Raw genomic sequence first — 14657 nt, 5'->3', positions numbered from 1 at the left:
CCCCTCAACGGCGAGTGTTGCCGAGCCTTCGGCCGGCGTGGGGTGTTGTGCCAACACCCCGCCCGGCGTAACCCACAGGTCAGGCCATTCCCACAGGTCAGGCCATTCCCACAGGTGAGGCCATTCCCACAGGTCAGGCCATCCACCCCTCAGATATACGGCTCTTCATAAGCATTAAGCGCCTCAACAAACCGCCAATGGCTGCGCTTCTCAAACCCCATCAACCGCTTCAGACGAATATCCCACCGCATATGGTGGTTCGCAATCCACGGCAACGCGAACACATGCGCCCCACGCCACGGAATAAACGGGTTCCTGCGCAAACTCGCATAAATCTCCACCCGATGACTCGGCCGCAGACTCGCACACCGCGCATGAAACCCGGACGTATCCGCCACCACCAAGGTATTGGCCGGCACCGAGAACCGCCGCGGCGCTGGCAACCCCAACCCGGCCAGCTCGTCCTCATGAATCCGGAACGACCCTTCCCGGTGCATCCGCTCCGGCGACCGCGCCGCGCCAAGGCTCTGCCGGTACTCCCAAGCCAACCGCTCCGGCGTCAGCCGATGCGACCCGGGCACGTAACTGAACGGCCCCTGATCATCCTCCACGTCATCCAGAAACAACCACGCCTTGGCCGTCGGATGAAACGTGTCGGCATGCAGCCGGGTCTGCGGATCCTGCTCGGCATTCACCGCGTCAATCACGATCGACTGCAGCTGATAGGTGATCCCGCCCGTGTTGGACGACGCATACGCAATCAGATCCCGCACCCCGCGGTCCGCCACAAACGCCGCCGTCGCCGGCTGATGGTCGAGCACATCCTGGTCCAGGCTCACCCGCCGGGTAACCGCCTTGCCCTGGCGCATCTCCCAGCCCGTGCTGCGCAACGCCCCCAGCTCCGCCCGCAGCGCGGCGAACTGCTCCGCCGGCAAGGCGTTTTCACGAATGAAAAACCCCTGCGATTCAAAATGCGCAAGCTCGCCCGCTTCCAGCCGTGGCGCCAGGGCACGGCGGCGCATGGCGGCCATCCCCATCGCCAGCTGGCGCCGTTGCACGTGCAGGCCCAGCGCGTTGAGGCGGGCGCTGCCGAGCACGGGGTTGTTCTCGAACGACTTGGCATGGGTCAGCAGCTGCAGGCCGTGCCAAGGCAATGCCGCATAACGGCCGAGATCCTTGAGAGAAACAGGCATGTCTAGTCCTTAGGGCCCAGTGGCCGGCCAAAGCCGAGCATGGTCCGCGAATAATTGAGCAAGGGCGCCACTCGCCGGTGCTCGGCCAGCCGCGGGGGGCGGGGGGACGAGAGGCAGGCGAGGGCGTGCCAGGCATCGCAGGGCAGGGCGTGCTGGACGTCGGCATAGCGCGCATAGCGCAACAGGGCGCCGGCCACCAACTGGTCCAGGGTCAGGCGTCGCGTACGACGCGGCAAAGATTGCCGGTCTTGGGTCAGGCCCCAGCCGGCATAGAAAGGCGTGCCATAGGTCACCACCGGCAACCCGCGCAACAGGGCTTCGAACCCTGCGGTGGAACTCAAGGTGTGCAGCTCATCGACCTGGCCATACAGCCCGGCGATATCGACCCCGGCCAGCACCTGGTCAGCCAGCCCGGCCAGTTGCGCAGGTGCTACCGCGCCCTGGCGCTTGCCGGCCTCGACATCCGGATGCGGCTTGTAGACGATCCACGCATCCGGCGCCGCATGGCGCACGGCTTCGAGCAGCTGCAGGTTGCTGCGCAAGGGGCTGTCACTGCGCAACCAGGCCGCATCATCCTCGACCTGCCCGGGCACCAGGATCCGCCGCTGCCCCGGCCGCTCCGACACCTGCCCAGCCGTGCCCCGGCGCAGGTTGAACTTGCTCGCACCGCTGGCAACAATGCCGACCCGCAACCGGGCGGCCTCGGCCAGCGTGGCGTCGTCAAATTCGCCCAGCTGCAGCAACTGCTCCAGCTCGCTGGCGCTGGCCGCGTCGAAGTGCATTCCGCTGCGGTCGAGCACCAGCGACAGCGCCGGGCTGTTCTCCACCCCGAGCCCCGCCGATCGCAAGAAACCATCCTCGACCCGCCACAGCGGCACACCCGCTTGAAAAGCACGGGCCTTCAAGTCGGCCGGCTCGCGCGCCGCCCACACCAATAGCTTGCCACCCTGGGCCGCGACCTCGGCCACCAGCCCCGGATGGTCCTCGGCAAAGCGCAACTCACCCCAGCGGCTGGCGAACAGGCGGCGGATGTTGTGCTGCTTGTGGCGCTTGACCCCCAGCACCGTGATCATCCCGGCGAACTCCGTATCCCGGGCCTTTTGCCGGGCCAGCTGCCGCGCCACCGTCAGGGCATCGGTGAGCTGGCCGGTCAGCGGATCGACGTAGCGGCTGTAGCGCACATAGGCCGCCGCCACCAGCTGCACCAGGTCGGGCCGCGCCTGGCGCCGGGGAATCGGCATGCGGTCGTCGGTCAGGCCCCAGCCCGCGTAGAAGGGCAGCCCGAAGCAGGTCACCGGCACACCCTGGATCAACGCCTCCAGGCCCGCCTGGCTGGTGCCGATGTACACCCGCCGGGCACGCCGGGCCAGTGACGACCACGACACCGGCCGCGCCTCCAGCGTCACCCCGCGCGCCGTGGCGGCCTCCAGCAGGCAACTGGGCTTGTGCCCGCCAATGCAGTCCGGATGGATGCGCACGCGCACGTCCGCGTCCGGATTCTCCGCCAGGGCCGTATCCAGCATGCGCACGTAGTCGGCTTCACACAGCCCACCGCCCGGAATCGAGAAATCCCCCGCCGTCTGGTCAACCACCAGCACCAACGGCCGCTCGCGCCCCAGCGGATCGTCCTCGGGCAGATCACGCGCGTTGTTGTACTTGCCGATGCCGCTGCTGCGCATCAACGCGATCAGCTCAAGCGCGCACGCCAGCTCATCGTCGCCAAGACTGGCCGGGTCCTGCAGGATGTTTTCCAGCAACGACGGCCGATCCGCCAGGTAGTGAATACCCACCGGATCGACCACCATCGACATCGGCGTGTCACCCTCCACACCCAGCGAAGAAGACCGCAAAAACCCGTCTTCCAGGGCGATATACGCCAGCCCCCAGCGCTTGCACAGCACCCGCGCCTGGGCCGATGAATGCTTGTAGCCGATCCCCGCGATCGCCTTCAGCCCCTTGGGCGCGCGGCGGCCGCGGCGCCACAGCCAGAACGGCGAACCCTCCGGCTCGAGAAACCGCGGCAGGTGCAGCACCTTCCACGCCACCCACTGCGACATGATGCCGATCCAGCCCGCGCCCTCGACGCGTGGCTGCAGGTCCAGCGGTGGACGTGTCAGGCCCGTCACAGCGCGGCCTCCATCGGCCGGTGCATGGTGCGCACGGGCGGGAAGGGCACCCAGCGCTTGCGCAGCAGGCGAAAACCGTTGTGCAGGTACAGCTGGCGCGCCCGGTCGTTGTCCAGCGGCACCTCAAGAAACACCTCGCGAAACCCGCTCATCCGCGCATGCGCGCAACACGCCTGCACCAGCCCCGAGCCCACGCCCTGGTTACGCGCCGACTTGTCCACGCGCAGGCCATACAGCAGGAACGGATACCGCCACTCGCGGCACTCGCTCAGGCAGAACCCCGCAAAGCGCAGCCAGCCCATCACCCGCCCGAACTCACGCACGAAGGGTTTCGAACGCAATGCAAAAGGCCCGCGCGCGTCATGCTTGAACGCCACATACCCCACCGCATGGTCCTGCTCGAAGGCCAGCAGCACGCGGTCCCAGTTGATGCACGCGCCCAGCAGCCGCTGACGGCACTCGCTGTCGCCGATCAGAAACGCCAGCGAGCCGCGCCCCTGGGTCACCAGGCGCGCCAACGCCGGGTCGGCGGTACGCGCCGGCCCAAGGCTCGACCCCAGCAAGATCTGCAGCACAGCCCTACGCCACCCCGGCCATGGGCGCACGCACCGGCTGCTCCAGCGCGCAGCCGAGCAACCGGCTGGACAACGCCTCGACCCGCATCGGGCAGGCCTCGGCACCCGGCTGCTGACGGTTCGACCAGATCAGGTAGTCCGTATCGCCCGCCGGCGCGCCGACGGCCTGGTACACGTTCGGCAGGATCGGCACGTGGTCGCCGTAGAAGCACAGCAGCGCCTCGCGGGGATGCGCGGTCAGGGTTTCACGCAGCTTGCCCAGCATGCGGTCGGCGTTGCCGATGTGCCGCAGGTACGGCGCCAGGTCGTCCATGCCCGCCAGCAGCGGGCGGTCGAACCAGGTCGGCAGCTCGGCGGCCTCGACCGTCTCCAGGTGCAGCGGGCCATGGTTTTCCATGGTCACCGCGTGAATGAACAACGGCTGCGTGCGGCCAGGGGCCTGCAGCAGCTCACGAATCTTGTCCGCCACCGCGCAGTCGCCGATAAAAGGCCCGGCCTTCTGCGACTCATCAAAGCTGCGCACGTCGATGAACTCATCGAAGCCCAGCGCCGGCAGCACCTTGTCGCGGCCATAGAAACTGCCGTCATAGGGATGGATGCACACCGTGCGATACCCCAGGCGCCTGAGCTGCGCGGCAATGCTCGGCAGCCCCTGGCGCGCCAGCACCCGGTACGGATTGAAGCGGTGCACGCCCAGGCGATCGCCGGCAATACCCGTCAGGTAGGCAAACTCGGTGCGCACGGTATTGGCACCCCACGCCGCCACCTGCAGCTTGCCGCGGGCCAGCGCCTCGCCTGCCAGGCGATCGTACTCGCCCAGCACCCCAGGCTTGACGCCCGGCCACAGGCCGCGCACATCGAAGAACGATTCACTCTGCACCGACACCAGGTCTGGCAACGGCTTGTCCGGCGTGTTCGCCACCGGCGCGCTGAACGGCGAACCCAGCGCCACCTTGTCGACCGGCGCCCGCGCCGCCCAGAAGTAACGCCACAGGCTGGCCGCGAGACCCCACTGGCGCACATCCGCCTCGGCATCAAAGCTCGGCGCCGTGCGGCCACGGCCCAGCCCCAGCAACACCAGGCCGCCCAGGCCAAGGCCCAAGGCCTCCAGGCGCACGCCTGCCACCGCCGGCTCGTATTTGAGCCCCGCCCACAGGTAAGCCAGAAAGCCCACCGCCAGCAGCGCCGCCTTGCCGAACCCGAAAAACGGCAGGTACAGCCGCGGGAAACGCACCGCATCGCTGAAATACTCAAAATCCGCGCACACAAACGGCTCGCGCAACGAATGGTACTTGGCGTTGCTGACCATCACGATCAACAGCCACACCAGCAGCAGGTTCACCCCGCTGAACAACGGCCGCGCCGTCAGCCCCAGCAACAGCGCCAGGCCCACGCACCACAGCCCCGCATGCAGCCCCCAGCACGCCAGCGGACGGCGCAGCGGCGGACGCGGCACCAGCAGGCGCTCGACCAGCACGGTCAACAGCAGCCCCACGGCGGCGACGGGCATCAAAGACACTTCAATCACTTGTAATTCAGCCCACTCAGGATGAAGGAAGACAGCCGCTGCGGAATGATCCCCAGCAGCCAGGTACCCAGGTTCAGCGGAAACGGAAAGCTGATCCGCGCCTGGTTCGCGGCCAGGCCGCGCCTGATGCGCCGGGCAGCCTTCTCGGCCGTCCACAGAAACGGCTTGGGCCCCGGCATCTCGAAGCACATCTTCGACTCCACGTACCCCGGCACGATCACATTGACCTTCACGCCCTCCGGCGCCAGCCAGTCACGAATCGCCTCGCCATACACCCGGATCGCCGCCTTGCTCGCGCTGTAGGTCGGCGTCACCGGCAGGCCACGCCAGCCCGCCAGCGAGCTGAACAGCGCGATCTGCCCCTCGCCCCGCGCGCGCATCGCCGGCAGCGCTGCCTCGACCGTCGCCAGGGCCGCCATCACGTTCACTTCCATCAACGCACGGCTGTCGTCCCAGTCCTCGGCCTCGCCATTGCTGCCCACCGCCGTGTTCAGCCCCGCGCCGACCAGCACCAGGTCCGGCTGCTCGGCCTCGCTCACCCGGCGCACCATGGCCCGCAACGCGTCCAGGTCGCGCACGTCCAGCGCCTCGAGCAGCACCCGCGCGCCCAGGGCACGGCATTCGCTGGCCATTTCTTCCAGGCGGTCCAGGCGCCGGCCCTGCAGGATCAAGGTCACGCCCGGCGCGGCGTAGGCAGGCGCCAGCGCGCCGCCGATGCCGCCCGTGGCGCCGGTGATAAGAATGCAGCGAGGCGAGTTCGTGTCGGTCATAGGTAATTTTCGATTTTGGAGGTTTTCGCCATCAGCACTTCCAGGCAGTTGGCCACGGCCATGTCCATGCCGCAGCCGGTATAGAAGCCGCCATTGACCTGCGTGGTGTGGATGACCGTGTTGCGAAAACGCTGGAACAAGGTTTTGTCCGGCACCTCGGCGTGCCGCCAGAACTCATCCAGCCCCGCCTGGTGCGTCAGCCCCGGCATCGCGTAGATCGGATCAGCCAAGGTGCAGGTCGGACGGTTATGCAGGATCGCCGAAGCGCCCGCCGTGCTGTTCACGGTAATCATCCCCGCGATGTGCGACAGCAGGGTCGGCATGTGCCCGCTCTCCAGGAAGTCCACCCGGTCGGCCACGTCGTACTCGCGCGCCAGGCGCTCGGTCAGCCGGCGATAGTTCACCAGCCCCGGCGTCAGCGGATGGTTTTTCACCAGCAGCCGCGCCTCGGTGGGCGCATGCGCGGCGAACGAGGCGATCACATGGTCGATCACCTCCAGCATGTTGGAGAACGGCGAGTGATCGCGGATCTGCGCATCGCTGTCCAGCTGCAACGGCAGCAGAAAAGTCGGCCGACGCTCACGCGCCACCGCGTCCACCAGCACATCGTCGCGACGGCGCGCGCGCAGCAGGCGCAGGCCCTGGCGGATGAAGCCCGCGTACTCCGTCGCCGCATTGAACGGCGCATGGGTGCGGTAGTGCGGAAAGCACACTTTGTTCAGCGCACCGCCCGCGTGGTACAGCACATCGTGGGTCGCCCGCGCCGCGAACGACAGCTTGAACGGGTTGCCATTCTGGTAGCGAGGAATGTGCTTGCCCACGTCGCGGTACCAGTCCGGGTCCTTCGGCAGCCGCGAATTGTTGTTGACGCCATCGCGCTCCAGGGTGATCCAGTAGGGCCGAAAATAGCCCTCCTCGAACACATGCACACGAATGCCCTGCAACCGCGCCAGCCTGATCGCCGGCCGGTGCACCGGACGGCAGTCGCCAAACAGCACCACATCGGTGATGTCCAGCTCACGAAAGCACTGGCTGTAGAACGCCTCGAGGTCATCGGCGCGCGTGCTGCACGCCCGCCGCGAGCCACCGCCGTAGAACACATCGCCCACGTTGTAGCTGATGCAGTGCACCCGCTGGTCGATCTCGCGCAGGGCCCTGGCCAGCCGGCTGAAAAACGGCGAGCTCACGCCCTGCAGAAACAGAAAACCATTGCGCGCCAGCGGCAGCAGAGGTCGACGGGTCGACCGCGGCTTCAGGTTCTCCGGCGCTTCATGCCCAACAAACTGCTCAAGCGCTGTATCAAGTCCTGCCATCGGGTTGCGGCTCCTGGCTGCGGTAACGCGTTCCAATTCTGTAATTCGTAAAGAGTCTGTTCGGCAGTGGTGAAGCGATTGGTGATACGGCTGACATAGGTCGGGTACAGCAGCAGCGTGCCCGCGACCAGCTCGTCCAGGCCCAGCACCCGCGATCGCCTGGCCTGCACCTCGGCCTGCATGTCCACATCGCGGGTCAGCCCCCAGCCGGCGTAGAACGGCTGGCCATAGGTGGTCACCGGCACCCCGCGCATCAGCGCCTCGAAGCCGGACTGCGACGTCAGCACATGCACCTCGTCCACCACCTCGAGCAACTGCTGCAGCGGCGTATTGCCGATCACCTCATCGCACCAGTTCACCGTCTCGGCCTCGTCCGTGCCCTGGGCACGGGTGCCCGCGAGTACTTCCGGGTGCGGCTTGTACAACACCCATGCCCCCGGGTTGCGCTCGCGCACCGCCTGCAGCAGTTGCAGGTTGCTGCGTATGCGGTGCGCGCCGAAGCGAATCGACGCATCGCCCTCGACCTGGCCGGTGACCAGAATCACCTTGGCCGCGCCCTCGGGCCGCGCCCAGGTGCTGCCGGGCAGGTTGTACTTGGTCACGCCCGCGCGGCAGATGGCCAGGCGCAGGGCTTGCGCACGATCGATCAGCGCGGCGTCGAAGGGTTGGTGGGCGAGGATGTGTTCCAGGCGCGAGGGGCGCGTGGCGTCGTAGTAGATGCCCAGGTCGTCGACCACCCACGACAGCGGCCGCGCCTTGCCCGCGCCCAGGCCGACAGAGCGGAGGAAACCATCCTCGACGCGGCTGACGGGGTGGGGGTGGGTGAGGAGGTCGGGGTCGTGTTTGCAGCCCCAGGAGATGACGGGGAGCGTCTTGCCAGGCGCGCGTCGCGGCTTGACGAAGCTGATCGCGGCGCCATTGAAGAACAGACGGGCCAGGGGCTCTTTCCAGCGACTGAAACCGACCATCTGCACGCGCTCCGGCAATGCACTGCGGTGACGGCGCTGCAAGCCTAGCCAGTTGATCAATACTTCAGGGCCGCACGGCTGATTGCGTTCCGGGCACACATAACGCGGGTAACGCACCAGGCTTGCGTGGATCAGCTGCGCCAGTGTCGCTGGCGCGCGTCGTGAGGGTGACGGCAGGCGGTCATGCGTAAGCCCCCACCCGGCGTAGAACGGCATGCCCCAAGTGTGAACCGGCACATTCCACAGCAAGGCATCGAAGCCCAGCTGCGACGTCATCACGTACACCGCCCGCATGCGCGGCAGCAGCTCGGCCGGGTGGATATTGCGAGACAGCACCTGCACCCGCGGATGCGCGGCCAGTGCCGCCAGATCGAAGTGACCACGTTTGCGGCCGGCGACGACATCAGGGTGCACTTTCAACAGCACGGTGCTGGAGGGATAGCGCTCAAGCGCAGCCGCCAGCATGGCCTTGAAGTCTTCGGGGCCGGCACCCTGAAGCGAGGCATCGCCCCAGGTCTGGTCGGCTACCAGGACGCAGTCCTCCGGCAGCTCAACGGCTTCGATGCGCGCGTCGTTGTACTTCGACACCCGATGCTGCTGCCAGAGCGCCTGCAATGCCAGCGCCCGGTCGGTGTCGGCGGCGCTGAGTGGTTCACCGATCAGTTGCTCGAGCCGTGAGGGGTGATTAGCGTCGTAGTACACGCCCACGTCATCAACGATCAGCGACAGCGGCGGCTCATCGGGCCCCAGGCCTACCGACCGCAGGAAGCCGTCCTCGAGGGTCAGCACCGGGCGCGTGTGCTCGGACGCGGCCGCGATAGCCCTCAGCGCGCTGGGCTTGCGCCCCCAGGCCATGACCCAGTCGGCAGCCTGCACATCGCCCACGACACCATGGTGCAGCCCAAAATCGGGCAGCAGCGAGGGCAGGGTGGTGATGCGTTGTGTGCCTTTTGAGAGGATCAGCAAGCGCGGGCGGGGAGCAGCGTCATCCATAAACGTGAAGCGGAGATCCTTTCAGGTACTGGGCGCTGACTGAGCGGCCTAGAGCGATATCACGAGAAATTCGAGGGGCGTGATATTAATACAATTCCCGGGCCAAATGACTGATTTTTCGCGAGAAGTGTGGGGTTTTCATGATGAGCGGTCGGCTCTATCACGCATCTGTCATCTCTGGGATCAGGCCGAGCAGATAGTCGTATTTCTCGCGAAGCAGCGGCATGCGCTCCTTTTCCTGATACTCGGTGATGGTTTCGGGGCGCAGGCAGTGGAAGAGGGCGTTGAGGAGGAACATGTATCTCACGTTTCGCATGGCGTCTTCGGTGTCGAAGTTTGGTGCAAGGGCAGCACTGTAGGTCTCGAAGAATCGCCATTGCGCACTAAGAAATACCGACATTTCCTTACGCCGGAACATATTGCCCAGGTAAGCACCCCCATCGAAGCCTACCCGGCCGACCTTGACTTCGCTCCAGTCGATCAACTGCAGCCTGGGCCTGTTCACGATCAGGTTTTTTCGCAGGTAATCCATGTGACTGATGCAGCGAGGGCTGTGCCGCGCAGCGGCAGCGTCCCGAGCAAGCAAGGGCTCAAAGCCTTTGAAAGCATCTGTCAGGCCCCTGAACCGATCATCCGTTTGCCCTAGCTGGTGCAAAGCTGGCAGACAGCGCGCAAAGTTGAAGCGCGGGCGCAGTAGAAACCATGGTCGATAGAAATCCATGCTCCATAACAGCGGCGCCTTGCTCAGCGGCTGCGCCTCGATGTAGTGGTGACTCAAACTTTCAAGTTCGGCGATGCCCAGCGCCAAGGGCCGGGCGATCACCTGCATGCGTGGCACCTTGCCGCGCACGAACTCAGTGAATATCAGGCTTTCCCAAGGCGTTTCAATAACGCCCAGGCAGGCAGGGTGCCGAAAATGCTGACTGCCCTCGAGCATTCCCCGGGCCCGATGGAAGCGAGCCTCCTGGCTCCCGATGAACGCGAGTTTGCGTATCGACTTCTCCACCAGCTGCACTTTCCGGCCCGTGGCGGGATGTACGAATTGGTGATGACGCACGTAATTCACGAACGACGCGTTGCCCGCCAGCTCTCGGGTAGTGATCGACAAGGGGGCATGGCCCAGCTGTGGCAGCAGAGAATGGAGGTTGTCTTCCAGCGACGCTGAATGCCAGCGATAGAGGGTTTTGCAGCCTGCCTGCGAGTGGAGAGTGGCGTTCATGTGTTCGATTGAGGCAGCCGCTGTAAGTCTGTGATGTCGCGAATCTAGTAATAATATGCTGCGTGATCGCCAAGCCAGATACAACCAAAACTTCCTCTGCCTCGCCTGTAGAATCGGGTTAGCAATGTCCGTTGTACTGTTTTGTTACGCTCTCATCAGCGCATGCGCTTTGCCTAATTATTGCAAAAACCTTAAGATCCGTCGCTTTGTTAGCACGCTGTCACCCGGGACGAAAGCCAAGCAAATGAATCATCTTACAATTGCCAGAGAAGCCCTCATTGCGCAGGCACAAGCCGTTACTCTGATGGCAGATCGCCTGAACGACGAGTTTCAAAGCGCTGTCGACCTGATCCTTGAATGCAAGGGGCGAACTGTCGTCTGTGGCATGGGTAAATCCGGCCTGATCGGCCAAAAGATGGTCGCGACGTTCGCGTCTACCGGTACTCCGAGCTTCTTCCTGCACCCAGCGGAAGCGTTCCACGGCGACCTGGGCATGCTCAAGCCGATCGACATGCTGATTCTGATCAGCTACAGCGGCGAGACTGAAGAGCTCATCAAGCTGATCCCGAGCTTGAAGTCCTTCGGCAACAAGATAATCGCCATGACTGGCAACGGTGAGTCCACCCTGGCCAAGCATGCGGACATCTGGCTGGATATCTCCGTTGAGCGGGAGGTTTGCCCAAACAATCTCGCGCCGACCACTTCGACGCTGGCCACCATGGCCATGGGTGACGCGCTCGCCGTCGCCCTGATTGAAGCGCTGAAGTTCAAACCCATGGACTTTGCTCGGTTCCATCCCGGCGGCAGCCTGGGTCGCAAGCTGCTCACGCGGGTACGTGACGTTATGCATTCGCCGGCTCCGGTTGTGTCCCCGGATACAAGCTTCCATGACTGCCTGCTGGTGATGACTCAGAGCCGATTGGGTCTGACCTTGGTCAATGACGAGAAAGGGCAGCTGGTTGGCATTGTCACGGATGGCGATCTGCGTCGGGCGCTGCTGGATAATTCGGGGGTGGTCAATGAGAAGGTGGCTGCGTTTATGACTGCGCGGCCGCGGACGATTGATGGTGATGCCCAGTTGTCTGAGGCTGAGGCCTTTATGCGGGATAACAAGATTCGCGCGTTGGCGGTGACGCGGGGTGGCGAGGGGGCGGTTGTGGGTGTGGTTGAGATTTTTGACTGAGGCTGCCTCGTGAATGAATGCTAATCCGGAGCGAGTGAAGCCGGATTTTTCTCACGATCTCGCGCTGCCATGAGGACTGCCGTCGGTAGCAGCCCCTCTTGATAGTCTAACTGCAACAATATGCTCTTTAAGATCTTCCTCAGAACGTCGCCTATCATCGAGATAGGCACGCATCAGAGGAATCACAGCATGTTGCTTCTAGCTACCCTCTTCGTCGCTGCAGTGATCGTTGCTTCAGCTTCTTTGCTCGGATGGTGGTTGCATTTGACGGTTGAGGAAAACTAGGGGCATTGCCAGCGGAGCCTTTCAGGTTGATGAGTATCAACCTGGCAATCGGCTGATTGTTCAAAATAGCCTTGGCGGCCCTCTGGTGCCTCGCTATGGTCAAATGATGATCTTTGATGGGTATGCTCAAGTCGGCAGCAATTCACACTCCAATGGAAGGTTAGATCGGTAGCCTTGTTAATTCATGATTCGCATACCAGCTTTCTCTCTCGGCTGGCCTTCATCCTTTAAAGCATGTATGGTGTAAAATTTTGCGTAAGGTGTACGGGGATGGGCGGTAGGTCTGCAATATTTGTGGCGGGTGATGAGAATATTTTCTTTCCTGCGTTGGTCGCTTTGGAAAGCATGATTGCTCACAATCCTGGTAGATTTGATCCTTATATTTGTTTTGATAGGGATAAGTTGACTGATGTGATGGTTCAGGCCTTGGATTATCACGGAATTAAGTTTGTAGATTCAAAGAAAATGGAAGCCTACAAAACTGTGAGTGCCCTGAAGGAGATGAAGGAAGGACGTTGGCCTGTTGAGATTTTTCTCAACTGGGCTCTACCTGAATACTTCTTGGAGCTTGGTTATGAGTACTCGATAAAAGTTGACTATGACATACTTTGTGTTAAGCCTTATGATGTTTCAGAGATGTACCCGGAGCTTGCGATAGCGAAAGGCCTAGTCATTGACGTGGATTTTGTAAAGGAAGGGGTTGCTGCGGAAGCTTTGAATAAAGCCGCGGAAGAGGGGAGGGTGGATTTAAGTAAAAGCTGCTACCTCAATGCTGGCTTTGTAGCGTTTGATAACGCTAAGTGTAAAGATTTTAATTTTTTTGAAAAGTTGATAGCGACGTACGAATATCTGTCCTCGGCTTGTCCGGATGCTGGGTTAACTGAGCAGATTGCCTTGGCCTTTGTGTTGTCCACGCACAAGAATGGCGCTGAAAAAATCCATCCTTCCTACAATCATAGGGTTCGCTGGGGGGTATTGGTGGACGATCGGCTTATCCCAACTGCGCGAAATCTCCATTACATCACATCGTTTAAGCCTTGGGTGCCGTTCGATAGAACCAAGATAAAGCACTTTGTGAATATTCGGCAGGGAGTGTTGTTTGCTTACCGTGCGGTTTGGCTTGAGCAGGCGGCTAAAAGTCCGTGGTTTAGCAGTTTCTGTAAAGAGTCGCCCATGTCGCAGCTGCAGACTTTGGGTTTATCTATAGTTTTGTGTCATACCTATAACTCGAAAATTTCTGAGTTAGAGGCTAAGGTGAAGGCTTTAGAATCTCTGGTAGGGCAATCTCAGGCAATGCCGTGAGGAGATCTTGGATAATTATGGAGCGGCTAGGTCTACGTTATAGCAATTAACTGGTTAGTCTTTGGTTGCTGGTTTTTTGCTTTTAGGTGATCCATGGTTTGAATTAGGGCGTGCGCGGATCTCTGGGTTAAGCGGTTTTGATATTTTGCTGACCCGGTCTTTGTAGGACGCGCGCCGTTAAAATTTGCTTTTATCGCGTAGGGTTGTCATGGGCGCAGTAATTTGTTCGATGTCGCAAGCGATCCGTCTTATGTAATGTGCTGGCCAAGCAATGTGTAATGATATGGGTGAGGGTGATCTGCATGAGAGAAGAGTTGTTCTAAATTCTAAAAGTGTATTTCTTCTTAAAAGACTATTTAGCCTCTTTCCCAGCTAAGTGCTAAATAACTATTGGCGTCACGGCAGGCGCTTGAGTCACCGTCTGCAGTAATGGTGCCGAAGACGGTGAGTATTTTATAGCTGGTTCTTAGCTAAAATAAAGCTGAGCTGCTCGAGAGGATAGCTCTACCTTTATATGAAGTTGCTGCCTAAAAGCTCGAATGTCAATGCGCCTTGCCGGTTTTGTAGAAGTGCTCGAAGCAGAAGTTGGTCGCGTCGATGTAGCCCTCGGCGCCGCCGCAGTCGAAGCGCTCGCCCTTGAATTTGTAGGCCATCACGCAGCCGTTCTGCGCCTGCTTCATCAGCGCGTCGGTGATCTGGATCTCACCGCCTTTGCCCGGCTCGGTTTCTTCGATCAGCTTGAAGATGTCCGGCGTCAGGATGTAGCGGCCGATGATCGCGAGGTTCGACGGTGCGTCCTCAGGCTTGGGTTTCTCGACCATCGCGTTAACCCGGTAGATGTCGTCGCGGATCATCTCGCCGGCGATCACGCCGTACTTGTTGGTTTCCTGCGGATCGACTTCCTGGATGGCAACGATCGAGCAGCGGAACTGCTCATAGAGCTTGACCATCTGCTTGAGCACGCCGTCACCTTCGAGGTTGACGCACAGGTCGTCCGCCAGCACCACGGCGAACGGCTCGTCGCCGATCAGCGGGCGGCCGGTGAGGATCGCGTGGCCCAGGCCTTTCATTTCGGTCTGGCGGGTGTAGGAGAAGGAGCACTCATCGAGCAGGCGACGGATACCGACCAGGTATTTTTCCTTGTCGGTGCCCTTGATCTGGGTTTCCAGCTCGTAGCTGATGTCGAAATGGTCTTCCAGGGC

The 14657-nt window shown here is 62.1% G+C and carries 11 protein-coding genes; 2 read left to right on the top strand and 9 right to left on the bottom strand.

Features of this window, described 5'->3' with window-relative positions:
• Nucleotides 1–149: 149 nt before the first annotated feature.
• The 8 genes from VJS90_RS13830 to VJS90_RS13795 form a co-directional block, all read right to left on the bottom strand.
• The gene (locus VJS90_RS13830; RefSeq protein WP_324122208.1) at nucleotides 150–1193 is read right to left on the bottom strand and encodes a phytanoyl-CoA dioxygenase family protein; all 1044 of its coding nucleotides are present in this window, start codon (nucleotides 1191–1193) and stop codon (nucleotides 150–152) included.
• Between the two features lie 2 nt (nucleotides 1194–1195).
• A complete protein-coding gene (locus VJS90_RS13825) occupies nucleotides 1196–3250 on the bottom strand; it encodes a capsular polysaccharide biosynthesis protein (protein WP_324122228.1) in 2055 nt (684 codons plus the stop codon).
• Nucleotides 3251–3315: 65 nt separating this feature from the next.
• Nucleotides 3316–3894 (bottom strand): GNAT family N-acetyltransferase, encoded by a 579-nt coding sequence (locus VJS90_RS13820; RefSeq protein ID WP_324122207.1) that lies wholly within the window; start codon nucleotides 3892–3894, stop codon nucleotides 3316–3318.
• A gap of 4 nt (nucleotides 3895–3898) precedes the next feature.
• The gene (locus VJS90_RS13815; protein WP_324122227.1) at nucleotides 3899–5407 is read right to left on the bottom strand and encodes an LTA synthase family protein; all 1509 of its coding nucleotides are present in this window, start codon (nucleotides 5405–5407) and stop codon (nucleotides 3899–3901) included.
• A gap of 11 nt (nucleotides 5408–5418) precedes the next feature.
• Nucleotides 5419–6192, bottom strand: coding sequence for an SDR family NAD(P)-dependent oxidoreductase (locus VJS90_RS13810; protein WP_324122206.1), 774 nt, complete (start codon nucleotides 6190–6192; stop codon nucleotides 5419–5421).
• On the bottom strand, nucleotides 6189–7505 hold the full coding sequence (locus VJS90_RS13805; RefSeq protein ID WP_324122205.1) for a capsular biosynthesis protein: 1317 nt from the start codon (nucleotides 7503–7505) through the stop codon (nucleotides 6189–6191). Before VJS90_RS13805 ends, VJS90_RS13810 begins: the two co-directional genes overlap by 4 nt.
• The gene (locus VJS90_RS13800) at nucleotides 7445–9466 is read right to left on the bottom strand and encodes a capsular polysaccharide biosynthesis protein (RefSeq protein ID WP_324122204.1); all 2022 of its coding nucleotides are present in this window, start codon (nucleotides 9464–9466) and stop codon (nucleotides 7445–7447) included. The genes VJS90_RS13805 and VJS90_RS13800 overlap by 61 nt, the downstream gene beginning before the upstream one ends.
• A 160-nt stretch (nucleotides 9467–9626) precedes the next feature.
• Nucleotides 9627–10685, bottom strand: a complete 1059-nt coding sequence (locus VJS90_RS13795) for a phosphotransferase (RefSeq protein ID WP_324122203.1) — start codon at nucleotides 10683–10685, stop codon at nucleotides 9627–9629.
• 244 nt (nucleotides 10686–10929) lie between these two features.
• Between VJS90_RS13795 and VJS90_RS13790 the strand changes: the two genes are divergently transcribed.
• Both VJS90_RS13790 and VJS90_RS13785 read left to right on the top strand, forming a co-directional pair.
• Nucleotides 10930–11868 carry a KpsF/GutQ family sugar-phosphate isomerase gene (locus VJS90_RS13790; RefSeq protein WP_324122226.1) on the top strand — a complete coding sequence of 313 codons (939 nt, stop codon included), beginning with the start codon at nucleotides 10930–10932 and terminating at the stop codon, nucleotides 11866–11868.
• Nucleotides 11869–12423: 555 nt separating this feature from the next.
• Nucleotides 12424–13455: a glycosyltransferase gene (locus tag VJS90_RS13785; protein ID WP_324122202.1), complete on the top strand. Its 1032-nt coding sequence runs from the start codon at nucleotides 12424–12426 to the stop codon at nucleotides 13453–13455.
• Nucleotides 13456–13997: 542 nt separating this feature from the next.
• On the opposite strand, the gene VJS90_RS13780 is transcribed toward VJS90_RS13785, so the two are convergent.
• A partial coding sequence (locus VJS90_RS13780) for a sugar phosphate nucleotidyltransferase (RefSeq protein ID WP_324122201.1) occupies nucleotides 13998–14657 on the bottom strand: 660 nt, incomplete at its 5' end.

This window comes from Pseudomonas sp. (assembly GCF_035277045.1).
In the GTDB taxonomy this organism is placed as follows: Bacteria; Pseudomonadota; Gammaproteobacteria; order Pseudomonadales; family Pseudomonadaceae; genus Aquipseudomonas.
The sequence above is the reverse complement of the archived record's forward strand: the minus strand, read 5'-3'. Positions and strand labels throughout refer to the sequence as shown.

What these genes read in the sequence shown, in the direction of transcription:
- VJS90_RS13810 (WP_324122206.1), bottom strand. Translation starts at nt 6,192, where the DNA reads ATGACCGACACGAACTCGCCTCGCTGCATTCTTATCACCGGCGCCACG.
- VJS90_RS13800 (WP_324122204.1), bottom strand. Translation starts at nt 9,466, where the DNA reads ATGGATGACGCTGCTCCCCGCCCGCGCTTGCTGATCCTCTCAAAAGGC.
- VJS90_RS13795 (WP_324122203.1), bottom strand. Translation starts at nt 10,685, where the DNA reads ATGAACGCCACTCTCCACTCGCAGGCAGGCTGCAAAACCCTCTATCGC.
- VJS90_RS13785 (WP_324122202.1), top strand. Translation starts at nt 12,424, where the DNA reads ATGGGCGGTAGGTCTGCAATATTTGTGGCGGGTGATGAGAATATTTTC.
- VJS90_RS13790 (WP_324122226.1), top strand. Translation starts at nt 10,930, where the DNA reads ATGAATCATCTTACAATTGCCAGAGAAGCCCTCATTGCGCAGGCACAA.
- VJS90_RS13830 (WP_324122208.1), bottom strand. Translation starts at nt 1,193, where the DNA reads ATGCCTGTTTCTCTCAAGGATCTCGGCCGTTATGCGGCATTGCCTTGG.
- VJS90_RS13825 (WP_324122228.1), bottom strand. Translation starts at nt 3,250, where the DNA reads ATGTCGCAGTGGGTGGCGTGGAAGGTGCTGCACCTGCCGCGGTTTCTC.
- VJS90_RS13805 (WP_324122205.1), bottom strand. Translation starts at nt 7,505, where the DNA reads ATGGCAGGACTTGATACAGCGCTTGAGCAGTTTGTTGGGCATGAAGCG.